The sequence below is a fragment of the Kosakonia sp. H7A genome (assembly GCF_003028445.1).
Taxonomy (GTDB): domain Bacteria; phylum Pseudomonadota; class Gammaproteobacteria; order Enterobacterales; family Enterobacteriaceae; genus Kosakonia; species Kosakonia radicincitans.
Genome location: NZ_PYTZ01000001.1, coordinates 608,436 through 626,144, shown reverse-complemented (window position 1 = coordinate 626,144; position 17,709 = coordinate 608,436). Strand labels below are relative to the sequence as shown.

The following is a 17,709-nucleotide window of genomic DNA, read 5'->3' as shown; positions in this document are numbered from 1 at the left end:
ACTTTCTGCACCCCGCATCCGGCGTGCATGATGTTCAGATATTCTGAGGATTGCCAACAAATCTCCTGGCTTTCTCTGCAGGCGTGACAAACTTAGTATTTCTCTGTTGATACCCGTGATACACCGATCATGGCGAACAACCGGATCGGCCCGGATTTCGATCTGCACGGTACCACCAGATGAGAAAGGGCCGAGCTAAAACCGGGAAGCCGTACGCGGATTCCCGGCCCATAAAGGAGAATTAGCATGGCATATGTCACAACAAACCCGTATACCGGCGAAGTCGTTAAGACGTTCCCGGATGCCACCGATGCTGAAGTTAATGGCGCGATAGAACGATCGCACCGTGCTTTTAGCGAGTGGAAAAATGTTTCATTTGCACAGCGCGGCGCGATTTTACAGAACGCAGCCAACCTGTTACGCCAGCAAAAAGATGAATTTGCGCAGTTGCTTACGCTTGAAATGGGCAAGCTGATTTCAGAAGCGCGAGCGGAAGTGGAACTGTCGGCACAAATTTTTGAATACTACGTGCATAATGCCGAAAAACTTCTGGCGCCGGAGATCCTGCCGGTGGCAAACCCGGAAGAAGCCACGGCGAAAATTGTGCATGAACCGCTGGGAGTGCTGCTGGCGATCGAGCCGTGGAATTTCCCGTACTATCAAATCGCCCGCATCATTGCTCCGCAACTCTCCGCCGGTAACACCATCCTGTTAAAACATGCGTCGAATGTTCCGCAAAGTGCCGCGCGGTTTGAGCGCCTGATGAAAGAGGCCGGTCTACCTGACGGCGGATTTATCAATCTCTACGCAGCCCGTCACCATATCGAACTGATCCTTAATGACCCGCGGGTACAGGGTGTGGCGTTAACCGGTTCTGAGGGCGCGGGTGCCACCGTTGCTCAGCAAGCGGCGAAGGCGCTGAAAAAATCCACGCTGGAACTTGGCGGGGCCGATGCGTTTATCGTGCTTGCCGATGCCGATATCGAAAAAGCGGCGAAGTGGGGCGTATTTGGTCGCCACTGGAATGGCGGGCAAGTTTGCGTCTCATCGAAACGCATGATCGTTGTTGATGAGGTGTATGACCAGTTTGTTGACCATTACATCAAAGGTGTTGCCGCGTTGCGGGCGGGCGATCCGCTGGATGAAAACACAACGCTGGCACCGCTCTCATCGCAACAGGCCGCTGACGAAGTGAAAGAGAAAATCAGCCTGGCCATTGCGCATGGCGCACAGGCGCTGGAAGTTGGACCGAAAGTCCCGGAACGCGGGGCATTTGTACAACCGACGATCCTGACCAATGTGACGCCAGACAATCCGGCCTACCATATGGAGTTCTTCGGCCCCGTGTCGATGATCTTCAGAGCCAAAAACGAAGACGACGCGGTGCGGATTGCCAATGACTCGCCGTTTGGCCTTGGCGGTTCTGTCTTTACCCGCGATACCGCGCACGGTGAAGCGCTGGCCAGCCGCATCTCTACTGGCATGGTGTATATCAACCACCCCACGCGTGTTAAAGCCGATCTCCCGTTTGGCGGGGTCCGCCGTTCCGGTTATGGCCGCGAATTAACCGGGCTGGGGATTAAAGAGTTCGTCAACCATAAGCTGATTTCGGTTGTCGATATTGATGCCGATTTTTAACTGCGCGAGGAGCCAGCCCCCGTCGGTTCGGCTCCCCGGCTAACGCGACGCGGCCCACATTCCGGGCCGCGGTTTGCGGCTTAACGCCCGGCTTTTAACTTCTGGTAATACTCTTCATAAATGGCGCTGGCGCTGCCAACATCATTTTGCCATTCGCCTTTGCTGAGGGTTTCCGCATCCGGGTAAAGCGATTTGTCGTTCGCCACTTCCGGTTTTAGCAGCTTACGCGCGGCAAGGTTCGGCGTCGGGTAACCGATGGTTTCCGCCACCTGTCTGGCAATGTCCGGGCGCAGCAGGAAGTTGATCAACTTCAGCGCGCCGTCGACGTTTTTCGCATTGGCCGGAATCGACAGGCTGTCCATCCAGAAGATACCTCCTTCCTGCGGCCATACCACTTCCAGCGGTGTACCGGCCTGACGAGCTACATACGCCGAGCCGTTCCATACCATGCCGAGGTTTACTTCCCCTTCCATATACGGGTTCGCCGGATTGTCGGAGTTGAAGGCCGCCACATTCGGCATCAGCTTTTGCAGCTCTTTATACGCCGCTTCAATCTCTTTCGGATCGGTGGTGTTGCCGGAGTAACCGAGCTTGCGTAGCGCCATCTGGAACACTTCGCGTGCATCGTCGGTCAGCAGCAGGCTGCCTTTGTATTCGGGTTTCCACAGATCGGCCCAGCGGGTGACGCTCTTTGGATCGATAGCTTCGCTGTTAACACCGATAGCGGTTGCGCCCCAGATATAAGGGATCGAGTAATCATTGTTCGGATCGAACGGTTTGTTGAGCATTTGCGGATCGAGGTTGTGGAAGTTGGTCAGCTTCGTTTTATCGATCTTCTGAATCATGCCCTCTTTGCGCATTTTGTCGACGAAGTAGGTGGATGGCACCACCAGATCGTAAGCACCGTCTTTATAGGTTTTGAGCTTGGCGTACATAGTTTCATTCGATTCGTAAGTCGAATAGATAACCTTGATGCCTGTCTCTTTGGTGAACTGTTCCAGCAGGCCTGGCGGCACATACTCGGTCCAGTTGTAGAAGTAGAGCGTTTTGTTGTCGTCCGCGTGCGCAGCGCTCATGCCGAGGGCGAGAGCGCCCGCTGCGAGCAGGTGGCGTGACCATTTTTTCATATTACGTCCCCTGAGATTGAGCCTCTGTTTCAGGCTATTTTATTTGCCATTCCGGTATTGAACGCGGCGGAAATTCTCGCGAACGCCTTGTTGAATCCGGCATGGCGGTGTTCGTTACGCCTGGCGCGGCTGGCTTCTGGCTTTGGTGGTATCGCGGGCAATCAATTGGCTGGCAATAACCAGCACCAGCGACAGAACCAGCAGAATCGTTGCCAGCGCGTTCACTTCCGGCGACACGCCGACTTTGACCATCGAATAGATCTTCAGCGGCAGAATTTCATACCCCGGCCCGGTCACGAAGGAGGAGACCACCACATCATCCATCGACAGCGTGAAACTCAATAACCAGCCAGCGGCCACGGCGGGCATCGCCAGCGGCAGAATGATTTTGCGCAGAATGGTGATTTCGCTGGCCCCGAGATCTTTGGCCGCTTCCAGCATCCGCACATCAAACCCCTTCAGGCGTGAAAACACCGTAACCACGACAAACGGCAGGCAGAAGGTGATATGCGAAAACAGCAGCGACCAGAAACCGAGCTGAATGCCCAGCAGCATAAACAGCACCAGCAGGGAGATAGCCATTACGATATCCGGCGACATCATCACCACGAACAGCATGCCGCTGACGAACGGCTTGCCGCGAAAACGGTAGCGATAAAGCGCGACGGCGGTCAGCGAACCGATAAGCGTGGCGAATGTCGCCGACAGCACCGCCATGGTTAGCGAGTGCTGCGCCGCCTGCAACAGACTGTCATTGTTCATCAGCAGGCTGTACCACTGCGTGGTGAAGCCCTGCCAGTTAATGCCGAAGCGCGAACTGTTAAAGGAGTTGACGATCAAGATAATGATCGGGATATAGAGATAAGCATAAATGGCGGTCATAAAACCGCCGCGCAGTAGTCGACCGATCATTCGAGTTCCACCTTTTTATTCAGCAAGCGCGCGGCGCGCCAGTAAACCAGCAGCATCAACCCCATTACGATTGTCAGAGTGATGCTGGTTGCTGAACCAAATGGCCAGTCGCGGATATTAAGGAACTGGCTCTTAATGACGTTGCCGACCAGCAGATTTTTCGCGCCGCCCATCAGATCCGAAACGTAAAACAGCCCCATTGCCGGCAGCATTACCAGCAAACACCCGGCGATAATCCCCGGCATGGTCAGTGGAATGATAATGCGCGTAAAGGTTTGCAGCTTACTGGCACCCAGATCTCTCGCCGCTTCCAGCAAGGGCTTATCGAGCTTTTCGATGCTGGAGTAGAGCGGCATCACCATAAACGGCAGCAGAATATAGACCAGACCAATAATTACCGCGCCAGGGGTGAACATAATGCGTATCGGCGTATCGATAACGCCGAGCCACAGCAGGAACGCATTCAGATAGCCTTTGGTGCTGAGGAAAATCTTCAGCCCGTAGATGCGAATCAGCGAGTTGGTCCAGAAGGGAACAATCAGCAAGAACAGCAGCAGCGGACGCACTTTGGCAGGCAGCTTCGCCAGAAACCAGGCAAACGGATAGCCGATCGCCAGGCAGGCGAGCGTGGCGATCAGCGCCATATTCAACGAGTGCAGCAGCACGTCGAAATAGAGCGGATCGAACAGGCGCGTGTAGTTGTCCAGCGTAAAGACCAGCGCAACGAAATGGGCGTCATCGCGGGTTAAAAAGCTGGTGGCGATGATCATCAGATTGGGCAGAAAGACAAACAGTACAAGCCAACCGACAATGGTGATGATCGCCGCGTTCTGGAATTTACTTGTACTCTTCATCAGCCAGTACGACCTCCCAGCTTTCCACCCAGTTAATGGCCATTTTTTGGTCCAGCGAGTGGTCAAAATCGGGATCGTCTTCGTTGAAGAATTCACTGACCATCACCATCTTGCCGTTCTCCAGCTCAACCATCGATTCCAGTGTCATGCCTTTGTAATTGCGTTCGCGCACGTAGCCGATCAGACCTGCCACTTCGGCAACATCATGAACCTCTTCCACGCGCAGATCTTCCGGACGCAGCAGCACATTGAGCCGCTGACCTTTTTCGACGGCGAAATTGACGTGAATATGACATTCGCGGCCTTCTACGCTTGCGCGCACGCGCGTTTCATCCAGGCGTTCGAGCACCGTGGCGTTAAAGATATTGATCTCGCCAATAAAGCTGGCAACAAACAGATTTTTCGGCTCTTCGTAGATTTCGCGCGGCGTGCCGTCCTGCTCAATACGGCCATCGCGCATCACCACGATACGATCGGACATCGTCAGCGCTTCTTCCTGATCGTGGGTGACGAAAACAAAAGTAATGCCGAGTTTACGCTGCAGCGCTTTTAGTTCGTTCTGCATCTGCTTGCGCAGCTTGTAGTCGAGCGCTGAGAGGGATTCATCCAGCAGCAACAGGCGCGGTTTGTTGACCACTGCACGGGCGATTGCAACGCGCTGCTGCTGGCCGCCGGAGAGCTGATGCGGTTTACGCTGGGCGAACTCATCAAGCTGCACCATGCGCAGCGCTTCGGTGACGCGCGGGGTGATTTCGCTGGCCGGGGTTTTTTGCATCCGCAGACCAAATGCCACGTTTTCAAAAACGGTCATGTGCGGGAAGAGGGCGTAGCTTTGAAAAACGGTATTCACATGGCGGTGTTCCGCCGGAACGTTCGTTATCTCCTGGTCATCGAGGCGGATATAACCGGCATCGACGTTTTCCAGCCCGGCAATCAGGCGCAGAACGGTGGTTTTGCCGCAGCCGGAGGGGCCAAGCAGGGTGAGAAATTCGCCGTTATTGATGGTGAGATTAAAATCGGTAATGACATTTTTGCCATCAAAGCTTTTGCCAATACCGGCCAGTTGCACCAGCGGCGAACGCGAACGCGATTGTGTGTTCAATTTTTTACTCTGTCCCGTGTTTGCGCATCGAATGGCGTATTGGATGCGGGGTTTGTGATTAACCACCTTGAGGGTTGTGCACGATTTAAGGGCTGGCATTCTACGGCAAAGCCATGAAATCGCCAATCATTGTGAGTTTTTTGCTCATCAAACAGGTGCTTTCTCAACGACATTTCCTGTGCGAGAGCAATTTTGAAAATATACTCGTTTACGGGGTAAAGGTGACTTGACGCAATATTTATCTTTTCATGCTTACTGATAATGTTGTGACATTTTGTTGGGGGGCTTCATGGACAAATTATTAGAGCGTTTTTTACAGTACGTTTCGCTGGATACTCAATCTAAGCCCGGCGTCCGCCAGGTGCCAAGTACGGACGGTCAGTGGAAGCTCCTGCGTTTACTTCAGGCCCAACTGGAAGAACTAGGGCTGGAAAATGTGACGTTAAGTGACAAAGGCACGGTGATGGCGAAGCTGCCTGCGAACGTGCAAACGCCGGTTCCGGCGATCGGTTTTATCTCCCATGTCGATACTTCCCCTGATTGCAGCGGGAAAAACGTCAACCCGCAAATCCTTGAAAACTATCGCGGCGGCGATATCGCGCTCGGCATCGGCGATGAAATTCTCTCGCCAGTGATGTTCCCGGTGCTGCATCAGTTGCTGGGGCAGACACTGATCACCACCGACGGCAAAACGCTGCTCGGCGCGGATGATAAGGCAGGTGTCGCGGAAATCATGACCGCGCTGGCGGTGCTGAAAAAGGAAAATATTCCTCACGGCGACATCTGTGTGGCATTTACCCCGGATGAGGAAGTCGGCAAAGGGGCGAAACATTTTGACGTTGAGGCTTTTGGCGCGAAATGGGCGTATACCGTTGATGGCGGCGGCGTAGGCGAGCTGGAGTATGAGAACTTCAACGCCGCGTCGGTGGACATCAAAATTGTCGGCAATAACGTGCATCCTGGCACAGCGAAAGGGGTGATGGTCAATGCCCTGACGCTCGCCAGCAAGATCCATGCGCTGGTGCCGGAAGAGGAGAGCCCGGAACAGACCGAAGGCTATGAGGGGTTCTATCATCTGACCAGCATCAAAGGCACGGTTGAACGCGCCGAGATGCACTACATCATTCGTGATTTTGATCGGAAAGCCTTCGAAGCGCGTAAACGTAAAATGATGGAAATCGCCAAAAAAGTGGGTAAAGGGCTGCATCCGGATTGCTATATCGAACTGGCGATTGAAGACAGCTACTACAACATGCGCGATAAAGTGGTGGAATTCCCGCATATCCTGGAAGTCGCCCAGCAGGCGATGCGCGACTGCGACATCGAACCGGACATGAAACCGATTCGCGGCGGCACCGACGGCGCGCAGCTCTCCTTTATGGGGTTGCCGTGTCCGAACCTCTTTACCGGCGGCTATAACTACCACGGCAAGCATGAATTTGTGACGCTTGAAGGGATGGAAAAAGCGGTGCGGGTCATTGTCCGTATCGCCGAATTGACCGCAAAAGGGCACTAATACAGGAAATGCCCGGTGGCGCTTTGCTTACCGGGCCTGTGACAGGGCGGGACGTTGACGGATTTTCCAGGCCGGATAAGACGCAATCGCCATCCGGCGCTTATTAATCCTCGAAGAACCAGTAGCCGCTGTTGACCAGCGCGGCGAGCATGGCGAGGAAGGACGGGTCTTCCAGCGCATCGCCAAAGTTCTCACCGGTTAACACAACGTCGCTTGCCAGCGCATTCAGCGCCGGGCGGTGTGGCGTATCCACTTTCTCACCATTAACGAAGACGTCTTCGCCAATACGCAGCACGCGCAGGCCGCCCAGACGCACCAGCTTGTCGCCCTGTTGCAGCGCATCATAGATTTCATCCGGCTGATACGGCGGTTCCGGCGGCGCGACATCCAGCTCATGGCGCGACTGAGAGATAAACTCACCCAGCCAGTTGTTGAACTGTTCGGGCTGGTTGATCAGGTTCAGCATCATCTCACGCAGTTTATCCACCTCTTCCGGCAGAATATCCGCCGGATGCGCACGCTGCGGCACGTCCGGATCGCTGTAACGCTGGCTGCCTAATTCACGTTGTAAAACGTAATCGGCAAAACCGCTGATCAATTCGCGGCCGCTTGGCGCGCGAAAACCAACCGAATAGTTCAGCGAGTTTTCCAGCGAATAACCTTCATGCGGGAATCCCGGCGGAATGTAGAGAATATCGCCCGGCTCCAGCTCTTCATCGATAATCGCCTCGAATGGATCGACCTGGAGCAAATCCGGGTGCGGGCAGTGCTGCTTGAGCGGCGTTTTTTCACCCCCGCGCCAGCGACGACGGCCGGTGCCCTGAATAATAAACACATCGTACTGGTCGAGGTGCGGGCCTACGCCACCGCCCGGCACGGAGAAAGAGATCATCAGATCGTCGGTACGCCAGTCGGGCAGGGCGCGGAACGGACGCATTAATGCGGCGGCAGGCTGATGCCAGTGGTTAACCGCCTGCACCAGCAGCGACCAGTTGTTTTCGCCCAGGTGATCATAGCTCTGGAACGGCCCGTGTCCGACCTGCCATTTGCCATCAAGATGGCTGACCAGTCGGCTGTCCACTTCATTTTCCATTGCCAGCCCGGCCAGTTCGTCAGGGCTGATGGGATCGACGAAATTTTTAATTCCACGTTTCAGCACTACCGGGCGTTTTTGCCAGTAGCGTTGAATAAAGTCTGGCCAGTTTATCTCTACATGATATTCCATATACGTTTCCGGCAAATAATCAGTGGCTGAATAAAGGATTATAGTAATGCTGATGCGCTATTTTGTCTGCGTAACAGGGTGAGATAACAAGAAAAAGGGGGCGAATTCGCCCCCTTTTTGCACAATCGGTAAGTGATGGCGATCAATCACTGGTTGCACTGGTGTGCTGTCGGCCAAAAATCACTTCCATTCTGGCCCCGCCAAGCAGGCTCTCGCCAGTCAGAATTTGCCCTTCATACTGGTCAACGATCTCCCGCGCCACGGAAAGCCCGACGCCCTGTCCGGGACGCAGTGTATCGGCGCGCTGCCCGCGATCAAAAACCATTTCGCGTTTAGCAATCGGGATCCCCGGGCCATCGTCTTCAACCACAATATGCAGCGTATCTTCGGTTTGCCGGGCCGAAACTTCGACAAATTCAAGGCAGTATTTGCAGGCGTTATCCAGCAGATTGCCCATCACTTCCATAAAATCATTCTGCTCGCCGACGAAGCTGATTTCCGGCGAGATGTCGAGCGTGATATTCACACCTTTGCGTTGGTAAACCTTGTTCAGCGCCGATGTGAGGTTATCGAGCAACGGTGCAATGGGATGCAGTTCGCGGCTCAGCAGGCCGATGCTGCCGCGCATTGTCGCCCGGTGCAGGTAGTAACCAATTTGCTGAGAAATACGGCTGATCTGCTCCAGCATTAAGGGTTCTGCTTCGCCAAGGCTCATCTTCTCACTGCGCAGCGATCGTAATGTGCTTTGCAATACCGCCAGCGGTGTTTTCAGGCTGTGGGTGAGGTCGGTCAGCGTAGTGCGATATTTGTCGTAGCGTTCGCGCTCACTTTTCAATAGTCGGTTCAGGTTGCTCACCAGACTGGTCAGCTCGCGGGTGGTTTCCGGGTTGAGTTGCTCACGGTGATGCTCTTCCAGCTCGCGCACTTCCCGCGCCAGATCTTCAATCGGCCGCAGGCTCCACCATGCCGCCATCCATAGCAATGGCACCACCAGCAGCAGGTTGGCGGCCAGTACATAGATAAACCAGTTCCAGACCATATTGGAGCGTTTAAGCTCGATAGGAATGGTATCGACAACCACGATGGTCAGTTGCGGCATGCGTGCCGTGGCGGGGTAAATATTCACCGCCACGGAGTGCGTCATTTCTGAGTTGCTGTCGTCGTTGCGGATCTCTTTCAGCTCTTCCGCGATGGAATGGTCGTCATCCACCAGCGTGCTGCTGGCATCGACATCGGCTTCGATTTCGTGGAAACCGTTAGCTGTTAGCCAGTCCGGCTCGATCATTTTCTGCAACCACGGCACATCTTTCTGTGACCAGATCAGTTTGTTGTTCTTATCATAGATAAGCGCCACCGTCGGGCTTTGCAGGTTGAGATTTTCCGGCAACTCAACGCTGAGCTGGTTATTTTCCCACTTCGCCAGAGTGTAAAAGAGGTTACTTTCGCCGCGCAGCAGACGGAAGGTGGTTTTATCAAAACTAACGCTGTAACCCACCAGCGCCACCACGCCATACGCCAGCGAGAGCACCATCACCACGGCTGCCGTGGCGAGTAAAAAGCGAACCCGCAAAGACAGCGGCATGATGTGTCGCAGCAGGCGTCTCATTTCGGCAATTCAAATAAATAACCCTGACCGCGCACCGTGGTGATGACGTCATTGGGATACTGCGCCTGGATTTTTTTACGCAACCGGCCCATCAGCACGTCGATGGTATGGCTTTCGCGCAGTTCTGCATCGGGATAAAGCTGCAACATCAACGAATCTTTGCTGACCACTTTGCCGCTGTTGCGGATCAGCGTTTCCATAATGGTGTATTCAAAAGCGGTAAGTTTCACCACTTCATCATTCACGGATAATTCCCGGCGTGAAAGATCGACCTGGAAAGGCGGCATCGAGATCAGTTGCGAAGCCAGGCCGCTGTTACGGCGCATCAGCGCCTGAATGCGCGCCACCACCTCTTCAATATGGAAGGGTTTGGTGACGTAGTCGTCGGCACCCGCACTCAGCACTTCGACTTTATCCTGCCAGCCTTCGCGGGCGGTCAGAACCAACACCGGCAGCGAAACCTCATGGCTGCGCCAGCGGCGGATCAGCGACAGGCCATCTTCATCCGGCAGACCGAGATCGACAATGGCGATGTCCGGCAGATGTTCGTTCAGAAAGTAATCCGCTTCCCTGGCATCTTCCGCCGCGTCAACCTGATGTCCCAGTTCCTGTAACTGAACTTTTAAGTGGTGGCGCAGCAGAGCATTATCTTCCACAACGAGAACGCGCATCGTCAGAACTCTCCATATATTTTTGATACAAATAGTTTAACGCTGATTGTCAGGCGGTGGGGATAAACATTTACTAAACCAGGAGGGAAGAAACCCTCTTTTCAGGGAAAAGAGGGTTGGCAGGCAGAACAACGGGTTACTTTAATTCATCAACCATGGTGATGGCACGACCGATATAGTTGGCCGGTGTCATCGCTTTCAGACGCGCTTTTTCGTCGTCCGGCAGCGCCAGGCTGTCGATAAACTGCTTCATCCCTTCGGCGTCGACACGTTTGCCGCGGGTCAGTTCTTTTAGCTTCTCGTACGGTTTTTCGATGCCGTAACGGCGCATCACGGTCTGGATCGGCTCGGCCAGCACTTCCCAGTTGTGGTCGAGCTCGTCGAGCAGACGATCGCGGTTCACTTCCAGTTTGCTTACGCCTTTCAGCGTTGACTGGTAAGCGATCAGCGCGTAGCCAACGCCAACGCCGAGATTACGCAATACCGTCGAGTCGGTCAGATCGCGCTGCCAGCGGGAAACCGGCAGTTTGCTGGCCAGATGCTGCAACACGGCGTTTGACAGACCGAGGTTGCCTTCGGAGTTCTCAAAGTCGATCGGGTTAACTTTGTGCGGCATGGTGGAAGAACCAATTTCACCGGCAATGGTTTTCTGCTTGAAGTGGTTCAGCGCAACGTAGCCCCAGATATCACGATCGAAGTCGATCAGGATGGTGTTGAAGCGCGCCATGCAGTCAAACAGCTCAGCGATATAATCGTGCGGCTCAATCTGCGTGGTGTACGGGTTCCACTGGATCCCGAGCGAGGTGACGAACTCTTCGCTGAACTGATGCCAGTCCACTTCCGGATAGGCGGCGATGTGGGCGTTGTAGTTACCTACCGCGCCGTTGATTTTGCCGAGAATTTCCACCTGGTTCAGCTGGCGGAATTGACGCTCCATACGGTAAGCGACGTTGGCCATCTCTTTACCCATAGTGGACGGCGTTGCCGGCTGGCCGTGGGTGCGCGAGAGCAGCGGAATATCACGGTACTGCACCGCCAGATCTTTTACCGCGTCGATGATCTTGCGCCAGTAAGGCAGGATCACTTCGTCACGGGCGGTTTTCAGCATCAGCGCGTGGGAAAGGTTATTGATATCTTCCGAGGTGCAGGCAAAGTGGATAAATTCAGATACCGCGTGCAGTTCGGCAACATCGGCCACTTTCTCTTTCAGAAAATATTCGACCGCTTTGACATCGTGGTTAGTGGTGCGCTCGATAGTTTTAATGCGGGCGGCATCTTCTTCACTGAAGTCTTCGACGATTTTATCGAGGTAACCGTTTGCGTGGGCAGCAAAAGCAGGAACTTCCTTGATCGCCGCGTGCGCCGCCAGTTTTTGCAGCCAGCGTACTTCAACCTGAACACGAAATTTCAGCAAACCGAATTCGCTGAAGATCCCGCGCAGTGCGCTGACTTTATCGCCGTAGCGTCCATCGACAGGGGAAACGGCGGTCAGTGAGGATAATTCCATAAGTCACAACTCCGGGAGGTTAACAATGAGCGAGAATTTGTTTGGCCTGTGTCGACAGGCGATTTCGGGAAAACATCAATTGCAGGCGGCCCCCGCCGACCTGATGCCACAGCACGGCGGCGCGGATCCCGGCGAGTAGCGTGGCGCGTACTTTTGCCTGCACCTGCGGGCTTTGCAGCACGGCGGGCGAACCGGTGACCTGAATGCGCGGCCCCAGCGGGCTGATAACGTCAACATAAATACCGGCCATCGCGCTGAGTAGCGTCTCCGATTGCAGATCGAAGTGCTCAAGCTGGCGCTGTAATCCGGCAATGCGGTTACCGAGCGTCTCCATTGCCCCTTTGCTGCCGGCAAGTTTACGCTCCAGCACCATCATAGAAAGAGTGTAGCGGGTTAATTCACCATTCAGACCCTGGCGACTGCTGGCGTTCAGCACGCCAAGCAGCGTTTCCAGCCCGGTGCGCAGATTGGTTTCACTGCCGCCGAAGACGCTGAGCGTGGAGTCCGGGTTAAGATCGATAACGCTATTGAGCGAAACGTGCAGCGCGTCGGAGTCACAATGCCCCTGGTGCGCCAGTTGCTGCACCAGCCGTGCGGACTGGCAAATGCCTGCCAGCGCGAGGGTAATATCGTAATAGTTCTTCGCCACACTCACTCCTTCCACTGCCCGCAGTGTTAACTGCTGCGCGGGCTTTCGCCAGTCCAGTATTTACGCTAATTCGTTAAAGGGGCAGCGGCAGGCGCTGCTCAATAATGCCGCCGCCGAGGCAGACTTCGCCGAGATAAAAGACAGCGGATTGCCCCGGCGTGACGGCCGCAACCGGTGCATCAAAACGGACCTCGATGCGCTCGTCGTCCAGCACGGTGACGGTGCAGGGAATATCTTCCTGACGGTAGCGGGTTTTCACCGTGCAGCGCAGCGTCCCTTGCAGCGGCTCGCGATTGACCCAGTGCAACTGCTGGGCAATCAGCCCAACGGACATCAGACGCGGATGTTCGTGACCCTGCGCGACGATGAGAATATTGTTTTCCACGTCTTTATCAACCACGTACCACGGCTCTTCGCTACCCTCTTTGGTGCCGCCGATCCCCAGACCTTTGCGCTGGCCGAGGGTGTGGTACATCAGCCCCTGATGCTCGCCAATCTCTTCACCGTCGACGGTGAGGATTTTGCCCGGCTGGGCTGGCAGATAACGACCGAGGAATTCGCGGAATTTACGCTCGCCGATAAAGCAGATGCCGGTAGAGTCTTTTTTCTTCGCGGTGGCCAGGCCGAGCTCTTCGGCGATTTTACGCACCTGCGGTTTTTCCAGCTCGCCGACCGGGAACAGACTCTGGGCTATTTGCTCATGGCCCAGCGTATACAGGAAGTAGCTCTGATCCTTATTACCATCAAGGCCGCGCAGCAGGCGGCTTTTGCCGTCAACGTCGGCGCGGCGCACATAGTGGCCGGTGGCAATGTAGTCTGCGCCCAGATCTTCGGCGGCAAACTCAAGGAAGGCTTTAAATTTGATCTCTTTGTTGCAGAGAATATCCGGGTTCGGCGTACGCCCGGCTTTATATTCAGCCAGGAAATGTTCGAACACGTTGTCCCAGTACTCTGCGGCAAAGTTGACGGTGTGAAGCTCAATGCCGAGCTTGTCGCAAACGGCCTGCGCGTCGGCCAGATCCGCCGCCGCGGTGCAGTATTCCTCGCCGTCATCCTCTTCCCAGTTCTTCATGAACAGGCCTTCCACCTTATAACCTTGCTGCTGCAACAGGTAAGCGGAAACGGAAGAGTCGACACCGCCGGACATGCCGACGATCACTTTTTTTGGGCTATCAGACATAGAATACTCACGACTAAGAACTTCAGGGCGGCGTATTCTATCACGGGCTGACAGCGCAGGCATCCCTTTGTGCCCATTCATGTTGTGAATGTGTTGCAATAAGGCACACAACGGCCATTTACGCGGTGAACGGCCAGTTAAATTCCCCGACTAGCGCCAGCGGATAGCGCTCCCCGCGCTGCCAGCTACGAATGCTCTCCGCGACCAGCGGCGAGCGCAAATTTGCCGCCTGCAAAATCTCTTCGGCAGTTACCCACAGACAACGATCGATATCGCTGTCGTGCGGCTCGGTGGCACACATTTCGTCAAGCTCGATGGCAAACAGAAAACGCAGAAACGGGGTTTTGTCCGGGGCGATCCAGTGGTGCATGCGGATAAACTGCTGCGGCTCGGCGCGGATCCCGGTCTCTTCCCACAACTCACGTTTTGCCGCCTGCACGAGAGTTTCGTCGGCTTCAAGATGGCCGGCAGGCTGGTTCCATAGTGCTTTGCCGTTGATGGTCTCTTCTACAACGAGGAATTTGCCGGCGGCGTGAACCACGCAGGCGACGGTAACATGCGGTTTAAACATGGTTGGCTCCCTGGTAAGCGTCACGCCACTCGCCGTTGGCGAGGTTATCCAGCGTGTAATTCCCCATAGCGTAGCGGATGAGACGCAGGGTGGGAAACCCAACATGGGCAGTCATACGACGCACCTGGCGGTTGCGCCCTTCGTACAGCGTGATTTTCAGCCATGCGGTAGGGATCGATTTGCGCTCGCGGATCGGCGGATTGCGCGGCCACAGCCAGTCTGGCTCATTGACCCGCTCAATACCTGCGGGCAGGGTTGGGCCGTCATTGAGGGTGACGCCGCTGCGCAGCGCGGTGATGGCTTCGTCAGTCGGTTCGCCTTCCACCTGCACGTAATAAATTTTGCCGGTACGTTTGCCGGGCTGGGTAAGGCTCGCCTGTAGCGCGCCATCATTGGTCAGCACCAGCAGCCCTTCGCTGTCGCGGTCAAGACGACCGGCGGCATATACGCCCTGCACCGGAATAAAATCTTTCAGCGTGCTGCGTCCGGCTTCGTCGGTAAACTGTGGCAAAACATCGTAGGGTTTATTGAACAAAATGACGCGTTTTGGTTGGCTTTGTCCGGAAGGTTTAGACGCTTGTCGCGAGCTGAATCGCTCAACCCGGTGATTTCTAAAAGAAGTTTTCTTCATGGTATTTTCAGTAGTTATCAATTGCCGCATTATAGCGGAATAACGATTGCCTTTCATGGAGCCTGAGTATCGGTTAGTATTGACGGGCTCATTACAATTCATTAACAAAAAACGGTTTGCTCTGTGTGATTCAGATAACAGGTGAACGGACAAAGTCTGAGCGCCCCGGCATGAAGTCAGCGAGCAAACAACCAGAAGCGCTCGAAGGAGAGGTGAATGGAAAGCAAAGTAGTTGTTCCGGCGGAAGGTAAAAAGATCACCCTGCAAAATGGCAAACTCAACGTTCCGAATAACCCGATTATCCCGTTCATTGAAGGTGACGGTATCGGTGTTGACGTGACCCCGCCAATGCTGAAAGTGGTGGATGCCGCCGTGGAGAAAGCCTACAAAGGTGAGCGTAAAATTTCCTGGATGGAAATTTATACCGGTGAGAAATCGACCCACGTTTATGGCCAGGATGTCTGGCTGCCGCCTGAAACACTTGATCTGATTCGTGAATACCGCGTTGCGATTAAAGGCCCTCTGACCACGCCAGTTGGCGGCGGCATCCGTTCCCTGAACGTTGCGCTGCGCCAGGAGCTGGATCTTTACATCTGTCTGCGCCCGGTTCGTTACTACCAGGGCACCCCAAGCCCGGTTAAACATCCGGAACTGACTGACATGGTCATCTTCCGTGAAAACTCTGAAGACATTTACGCCGGTATCGAATGGAAAGCGGACTCTGCTGACGCAGAAAAAGTGATCAAATTCCTGCGCGAAGAGATGGGCGTGAAGAAAATTCGCTTCCCGGAACATTGCGGTATTGGCATCAAGCCGTGCTCCGAAGAAGGCACCAAACGTCTGGTGCGCGCTGCGATTGAATACGCGATCGCCAACGACCGCGATTCCGTGACGCTGGTTCACAAAGGCAACATCATGAAGTTCACCGAAGGCGCGTTCAAAGACTGGGGTTACCAGCTGGCTCGCGAAGAGTTCGGCGGTGAACTGATCGACGGCGGCCCGTGGCAGAAAATCAAGAACCCGAAAACCGGCAAAGAGATCATCGTTAAAGATGTGATCGCTGATGCGTTCCTGCAACAGATCCTGCTGCGTCCGGCTGAATATGACGTTATCGCCTGTATGAACCTGAACGGTGACTACATCTCTGACGCCCTGGCTGCTCAGGTTGGTGGTATTGGTATTGCGCCTGGCGCGAACATCGGTGACGAATGCGCACTGTTCGAAGCGACCCACGGCACGGCACCGAAATATGCCGGTCAGGACAAAGTGAACCCAGGTTCGGTGATCCTTTCCGCTGAGATGATGCTGCGCCATATGGGCTGGGTTGAAGCGGCAGACCTGATCGTCAAAGGCATGAGCGGCGCGATTAACGCCAAAACTGTGACCTACGATTTTGAACGTCTGATGGAAGGCGCTAAGCTGCTGAAATGCTCAGAGTTTGGCGACGCGATTATCGCGAACATGTAATCCGCTTCGCGGGTTACACAAGAACGGGAGCCTGAGGGTTCCCGTTTTTTATTGCGTGTGAATAATTAGCAGACTGATGAAAATTAACTTCGCGGATATTTACTATATTAGTCTGCAATAATGCTTTGGTTTTTACTCATTGCTGGTTATCAATCTTAAGGTTTTATTAATATTCCCTGCGTAGTTGGGGTAATGCGGCTTAAAAATAAGAATTAATGAGATTTCCGAATCTGGGTAAACTTAATATGCTTATAAAGTGTACTCACTGTGAAGGTATAAAAATCATGTTTAAGCGTCGCACTTTTAATACTGCTCTTGCGGCGGTGATTTCACTCTCTTTACTCGCGGCTCCTGCTTTTGCTAATCCGGGCAACGGAAATGGTAACGGCAATAGTGGTGGTAATCATGGCAATAGCGGCAATAAAGGCAACAGCGGAAACAGAGGGAACAGCAGTGCCGCAGCCGATCAGGGTAATCGTAAAAACTATGGAAAACCGGACCACGTGGAGTCGGACATTAGTGTCTCCCGCGCCCGTTCTCTGGCGATAAACTATGGCTTAACAGGTTACCAGGCACTGCCTCCTGGCATTGCTAAAAACCTTGCGCGCGGTAAACCTTTACCTCCGGGCATTGCTAAAAAAGCCGTACCTGCATCAATGCTGGGCCAGTTGCCTTATTATCCCGGTTATGAATGGCGTATTGTCGGCGACGATCTGGTGCTGATCGCACTGAGTACAGCCATTGTTACCGCCATCATCAATGGTGTATTTGATTAACCACCATCTCTTTTTCATCAACGCTTCGCATCTGCGGGGCGTTATATTGTTATCCGTGAATTCCCTCCAGAGAAGGCGATTATCTGAATGAGAGTTTTGAAAAATATACGGATTTATACCGATGATCTGAGTTGCCATTAAATAAAACCAATAAAAGAAAAATCTCAGTAGAGGTTATTTTTTTGGGCCCGTGACGATGATGCTATTCGGTGGGAATCCTCTGGTTTAGCAATGAATATTTGTAGCGGCGAATAGCTTTGCCAGGGCAGCGTTTTGT

General features: G+C 54.1%; 16 protein-coding genes. 4 read left to right on the top strand and 12 right to left on the bottom strand.

Annotation, left to right across the window (positions count from 1 at the left end):
* Positions 1-246 precede the first annotated feature (246 nt).
* Positions 247-1,638, top strand: coding sequence for an NAD-dependent succinate-semialdehyde dehydrogenase (locus tag CWM66_RS02865; protein ID WP_035886165.1), 1,392 nt, complete (start codon positions 247-249; stop codon positions 1,636-1,638).
* A gap of 80 nt (positions 1,639-1,718) precedes the next feature.
* Here CWM66_RS02865 and potD read toward each other — a convergent pair whose 3' ends face one another.
* From potD to potA, 4 genes are all read right to left on the bottom strand, one after another.
* The gene (potD, locus tag CWM66_RS02860) at positions 1,719-2,765 is read right to left on the bottom strand and encodes a spermidine/putrescine ABC transporter substrate-binding protein PotD (protein ID WP_007374533.1); all 1,047 of its coding nucleotides are present in this window, start codon (positions 2,763-2,765) and stop codon (positions 1,719-1,721) included.
* A 114-nt stretch (positions 2,766-2,879) separates the two neighbouring features.
* Positions 2,880-3,677 (bottom strand): spermidine/putrescine ABC transporter permease PotC, encoded by a 798-nt coding sequence (gene potC / locus CWM66_RS02855; RefSeq protein ID WP_007374534.1) that lies wholly within the window; start codon positions 3,675-3,677, stop codon positions 2,880-2,882.
* A complete protein-coding gene (potB, locus tag CWM66_RS02850; RefSeq protein WP_007374535.1) occupies positions 3,674-4,531 on the bottom strand; it encodes a spermidine/putrescine ABC transporter permease PotB in 858 nt (285 codons plus the stop codon). The genes potC and potB overlap by 4 nt, the downstream gene beginning before the upstream one ends.
* Positions 4,515-5,666 carry a spermidine/putrescine ABC transporter ATP-binding protein PotA gene (gene potA / locus CWM66_RS02845; RefSeq protein WP_167289988.1) on the bottom strand — a complete coding sequence of 384 codons (1,152 nt, stop codon included), beginning with the start codon at positions 5,664-5,666 and terminating at the stop codon, positions 4,515-4,517. The genes potB and potA overlap by 17 nt, the downstream gene beginning before the upstream one ends.
* A 256-nt stretch (positions 5,667-5,922) precedes the next feature.
* Here potA and pepT point away from each other — a divergent pair, with 256 nt between their 5' ends.
* Entirely contained in the window at positions 5,923-7,149 is a 1,227-nt protein-coding gene (pepT, locus tag CWM66_RS02840) for a peptidase T (protein WP_007374537.1), read from the top strand.
* 103 nt (positions 7,150-7,252) lie between these two features.
* Here pepT and CWM66_RS02835 read toward each other — a convergent pair whose 3' ends face one another.
* The 8 genes from CWM66_RS02835 to rluE all read right to left on the bottom strand — a co-directional run bounded on the left by CWM66_RS02835 (position 7,253) and on the right by rluE (position 15,219).
* Positions 7,253-8,374 carry a cupin domain-containing protein gene (locus CWM66_RS02835; protein ID WP_107146223.1) on the bottom strand — a complete coding sequence of 374 codons (1,122 nt, stop codon included), beginning with the start codon at positions 8,372-8,374 and terminating at the stop codon, positions 7,253-7,255.
* A gap of 142 nt (positions 8,375-8,516) precedes the next feature.
* On the bottom strand, positions 8,517-9,980 hold the full coding sequence (phoQ, locus tag CWM66_RS02830; RefSeq protein ID WP_007374540.1) for a two-component system sensor histidine kinase PhoQ: 1,464 nt from the start codon (positions 9,978-9,980) through the stop codon (positions 8,517-8,519).
* The gene (gene phoP / locus CWM66_RS02825) at positions 9,977-10,651 is read right to left on the bottom strand and encodes a two-component system response regulator PhoP (protein WP_007374541.1); all 675 of its coding nucleotides are present in this window, start codon (positions 10,649-10,651) and stop codon (positions 9,977-9,979) included. Before phoP ends, phoQ begins: the two co-directional genes overlap by 4 nt.
* Before the next feature lie 136 nt (positions 10,652-10,787).
* Entirely contained in the window at positions 10,788-12,158 is a 1,371-nt protein-coding gene (purB, locus tag CWM66_RS02820) for an adenylosuccinate lyase (protein WP_090397063.1), read from the bottom strand.
* A gap of 19 nt (positions 12,159-12,177) precedes the next feature.
* The gene (hflD, locus tag CWM66_RS02815) at positions 12,178-12,807 is read right to left on the bottom strand and encodes a high frequency lysogenization protein HflD (RefSeq protein ID WP_007374543.1); all 630 of its coding nucleotides are present in this window, start codon (positions 12,805-12,807) and stop codon (positions 12,178-12,180) included.
* 73 nt (positions 12,808-12,880) lie between these two features.
* Positions 12,881-13,987: a tRNA 2-thiouridine(34) synthase MnmA gene (gene mnmA / locus CWM66_RS02810; protein ID WP_007374544.1), complete on the bottom strand. Its 1,107-nt coding sequence runs from the start codon at positions 13,985-13,987 to the stop codon at positions 12,881-12,883.
* A 118-nt stretch (positions 13,988-14,105) separates the two neighbouring features.
* On the bottom strand, positions 14,106-14,558 hold the full coding sequence (locus CWM66_RS02805; RefSeq protein WP_007374545.1) for an NUDIX hydrolase: 453 nt from the start codon (positions 14,556-14,558) through the stop codon (positions 14,106-14,108).
* The gene (gene rluE / locus CWM66_RS02800; RefSeq protein ID WP_035886413.1) at positions 14,551-15,219 is read right to left on the bottom strand and encodes a 23S rRNA pseudouridine(2457) synthase RluE; all 669 of its coding nucleotides are present in this window, start codon (positions 15,217-15,219) and stop codon (positions 14,551-14,553) included. Before rluE ends, CWM66_RS02805 begins: the two co-directional genes overlap by 8 nt.
* Before the next feature lie 186 nt (positions 15,220-15,405).
* Here rluE and icd point away from each other — a divergent pair, with 186 nt between their 5' ends.
* Complete coding sequence (icd, locus tag CWM66_RS02795) at positions 15,406-16,656, top strand: NADP-dependent isocitrate dehydrogenase (protein WP_007374547.1); 1,251 nt, start codon at positions 15,406-15,408, stop codon at positions 16,654-16,656.
* Between the two features lie 284 nt (positions 16,657-16,940).
* Positions 16,941-17,432 carry an anti-virulence regulator CigR family protein gene (locus tag CWM66_RS02790; protein WP_007374548.1) on the top strand — a complete coding sequence of 164 codons (492 nt, stop codon included), beginning with the start codon at positions 16,941-16,943 and terminating at the stop codon, positions 17,430-17,432.
* Positions 17,433-17,709 lie beyond the last annotated feature (277 nt).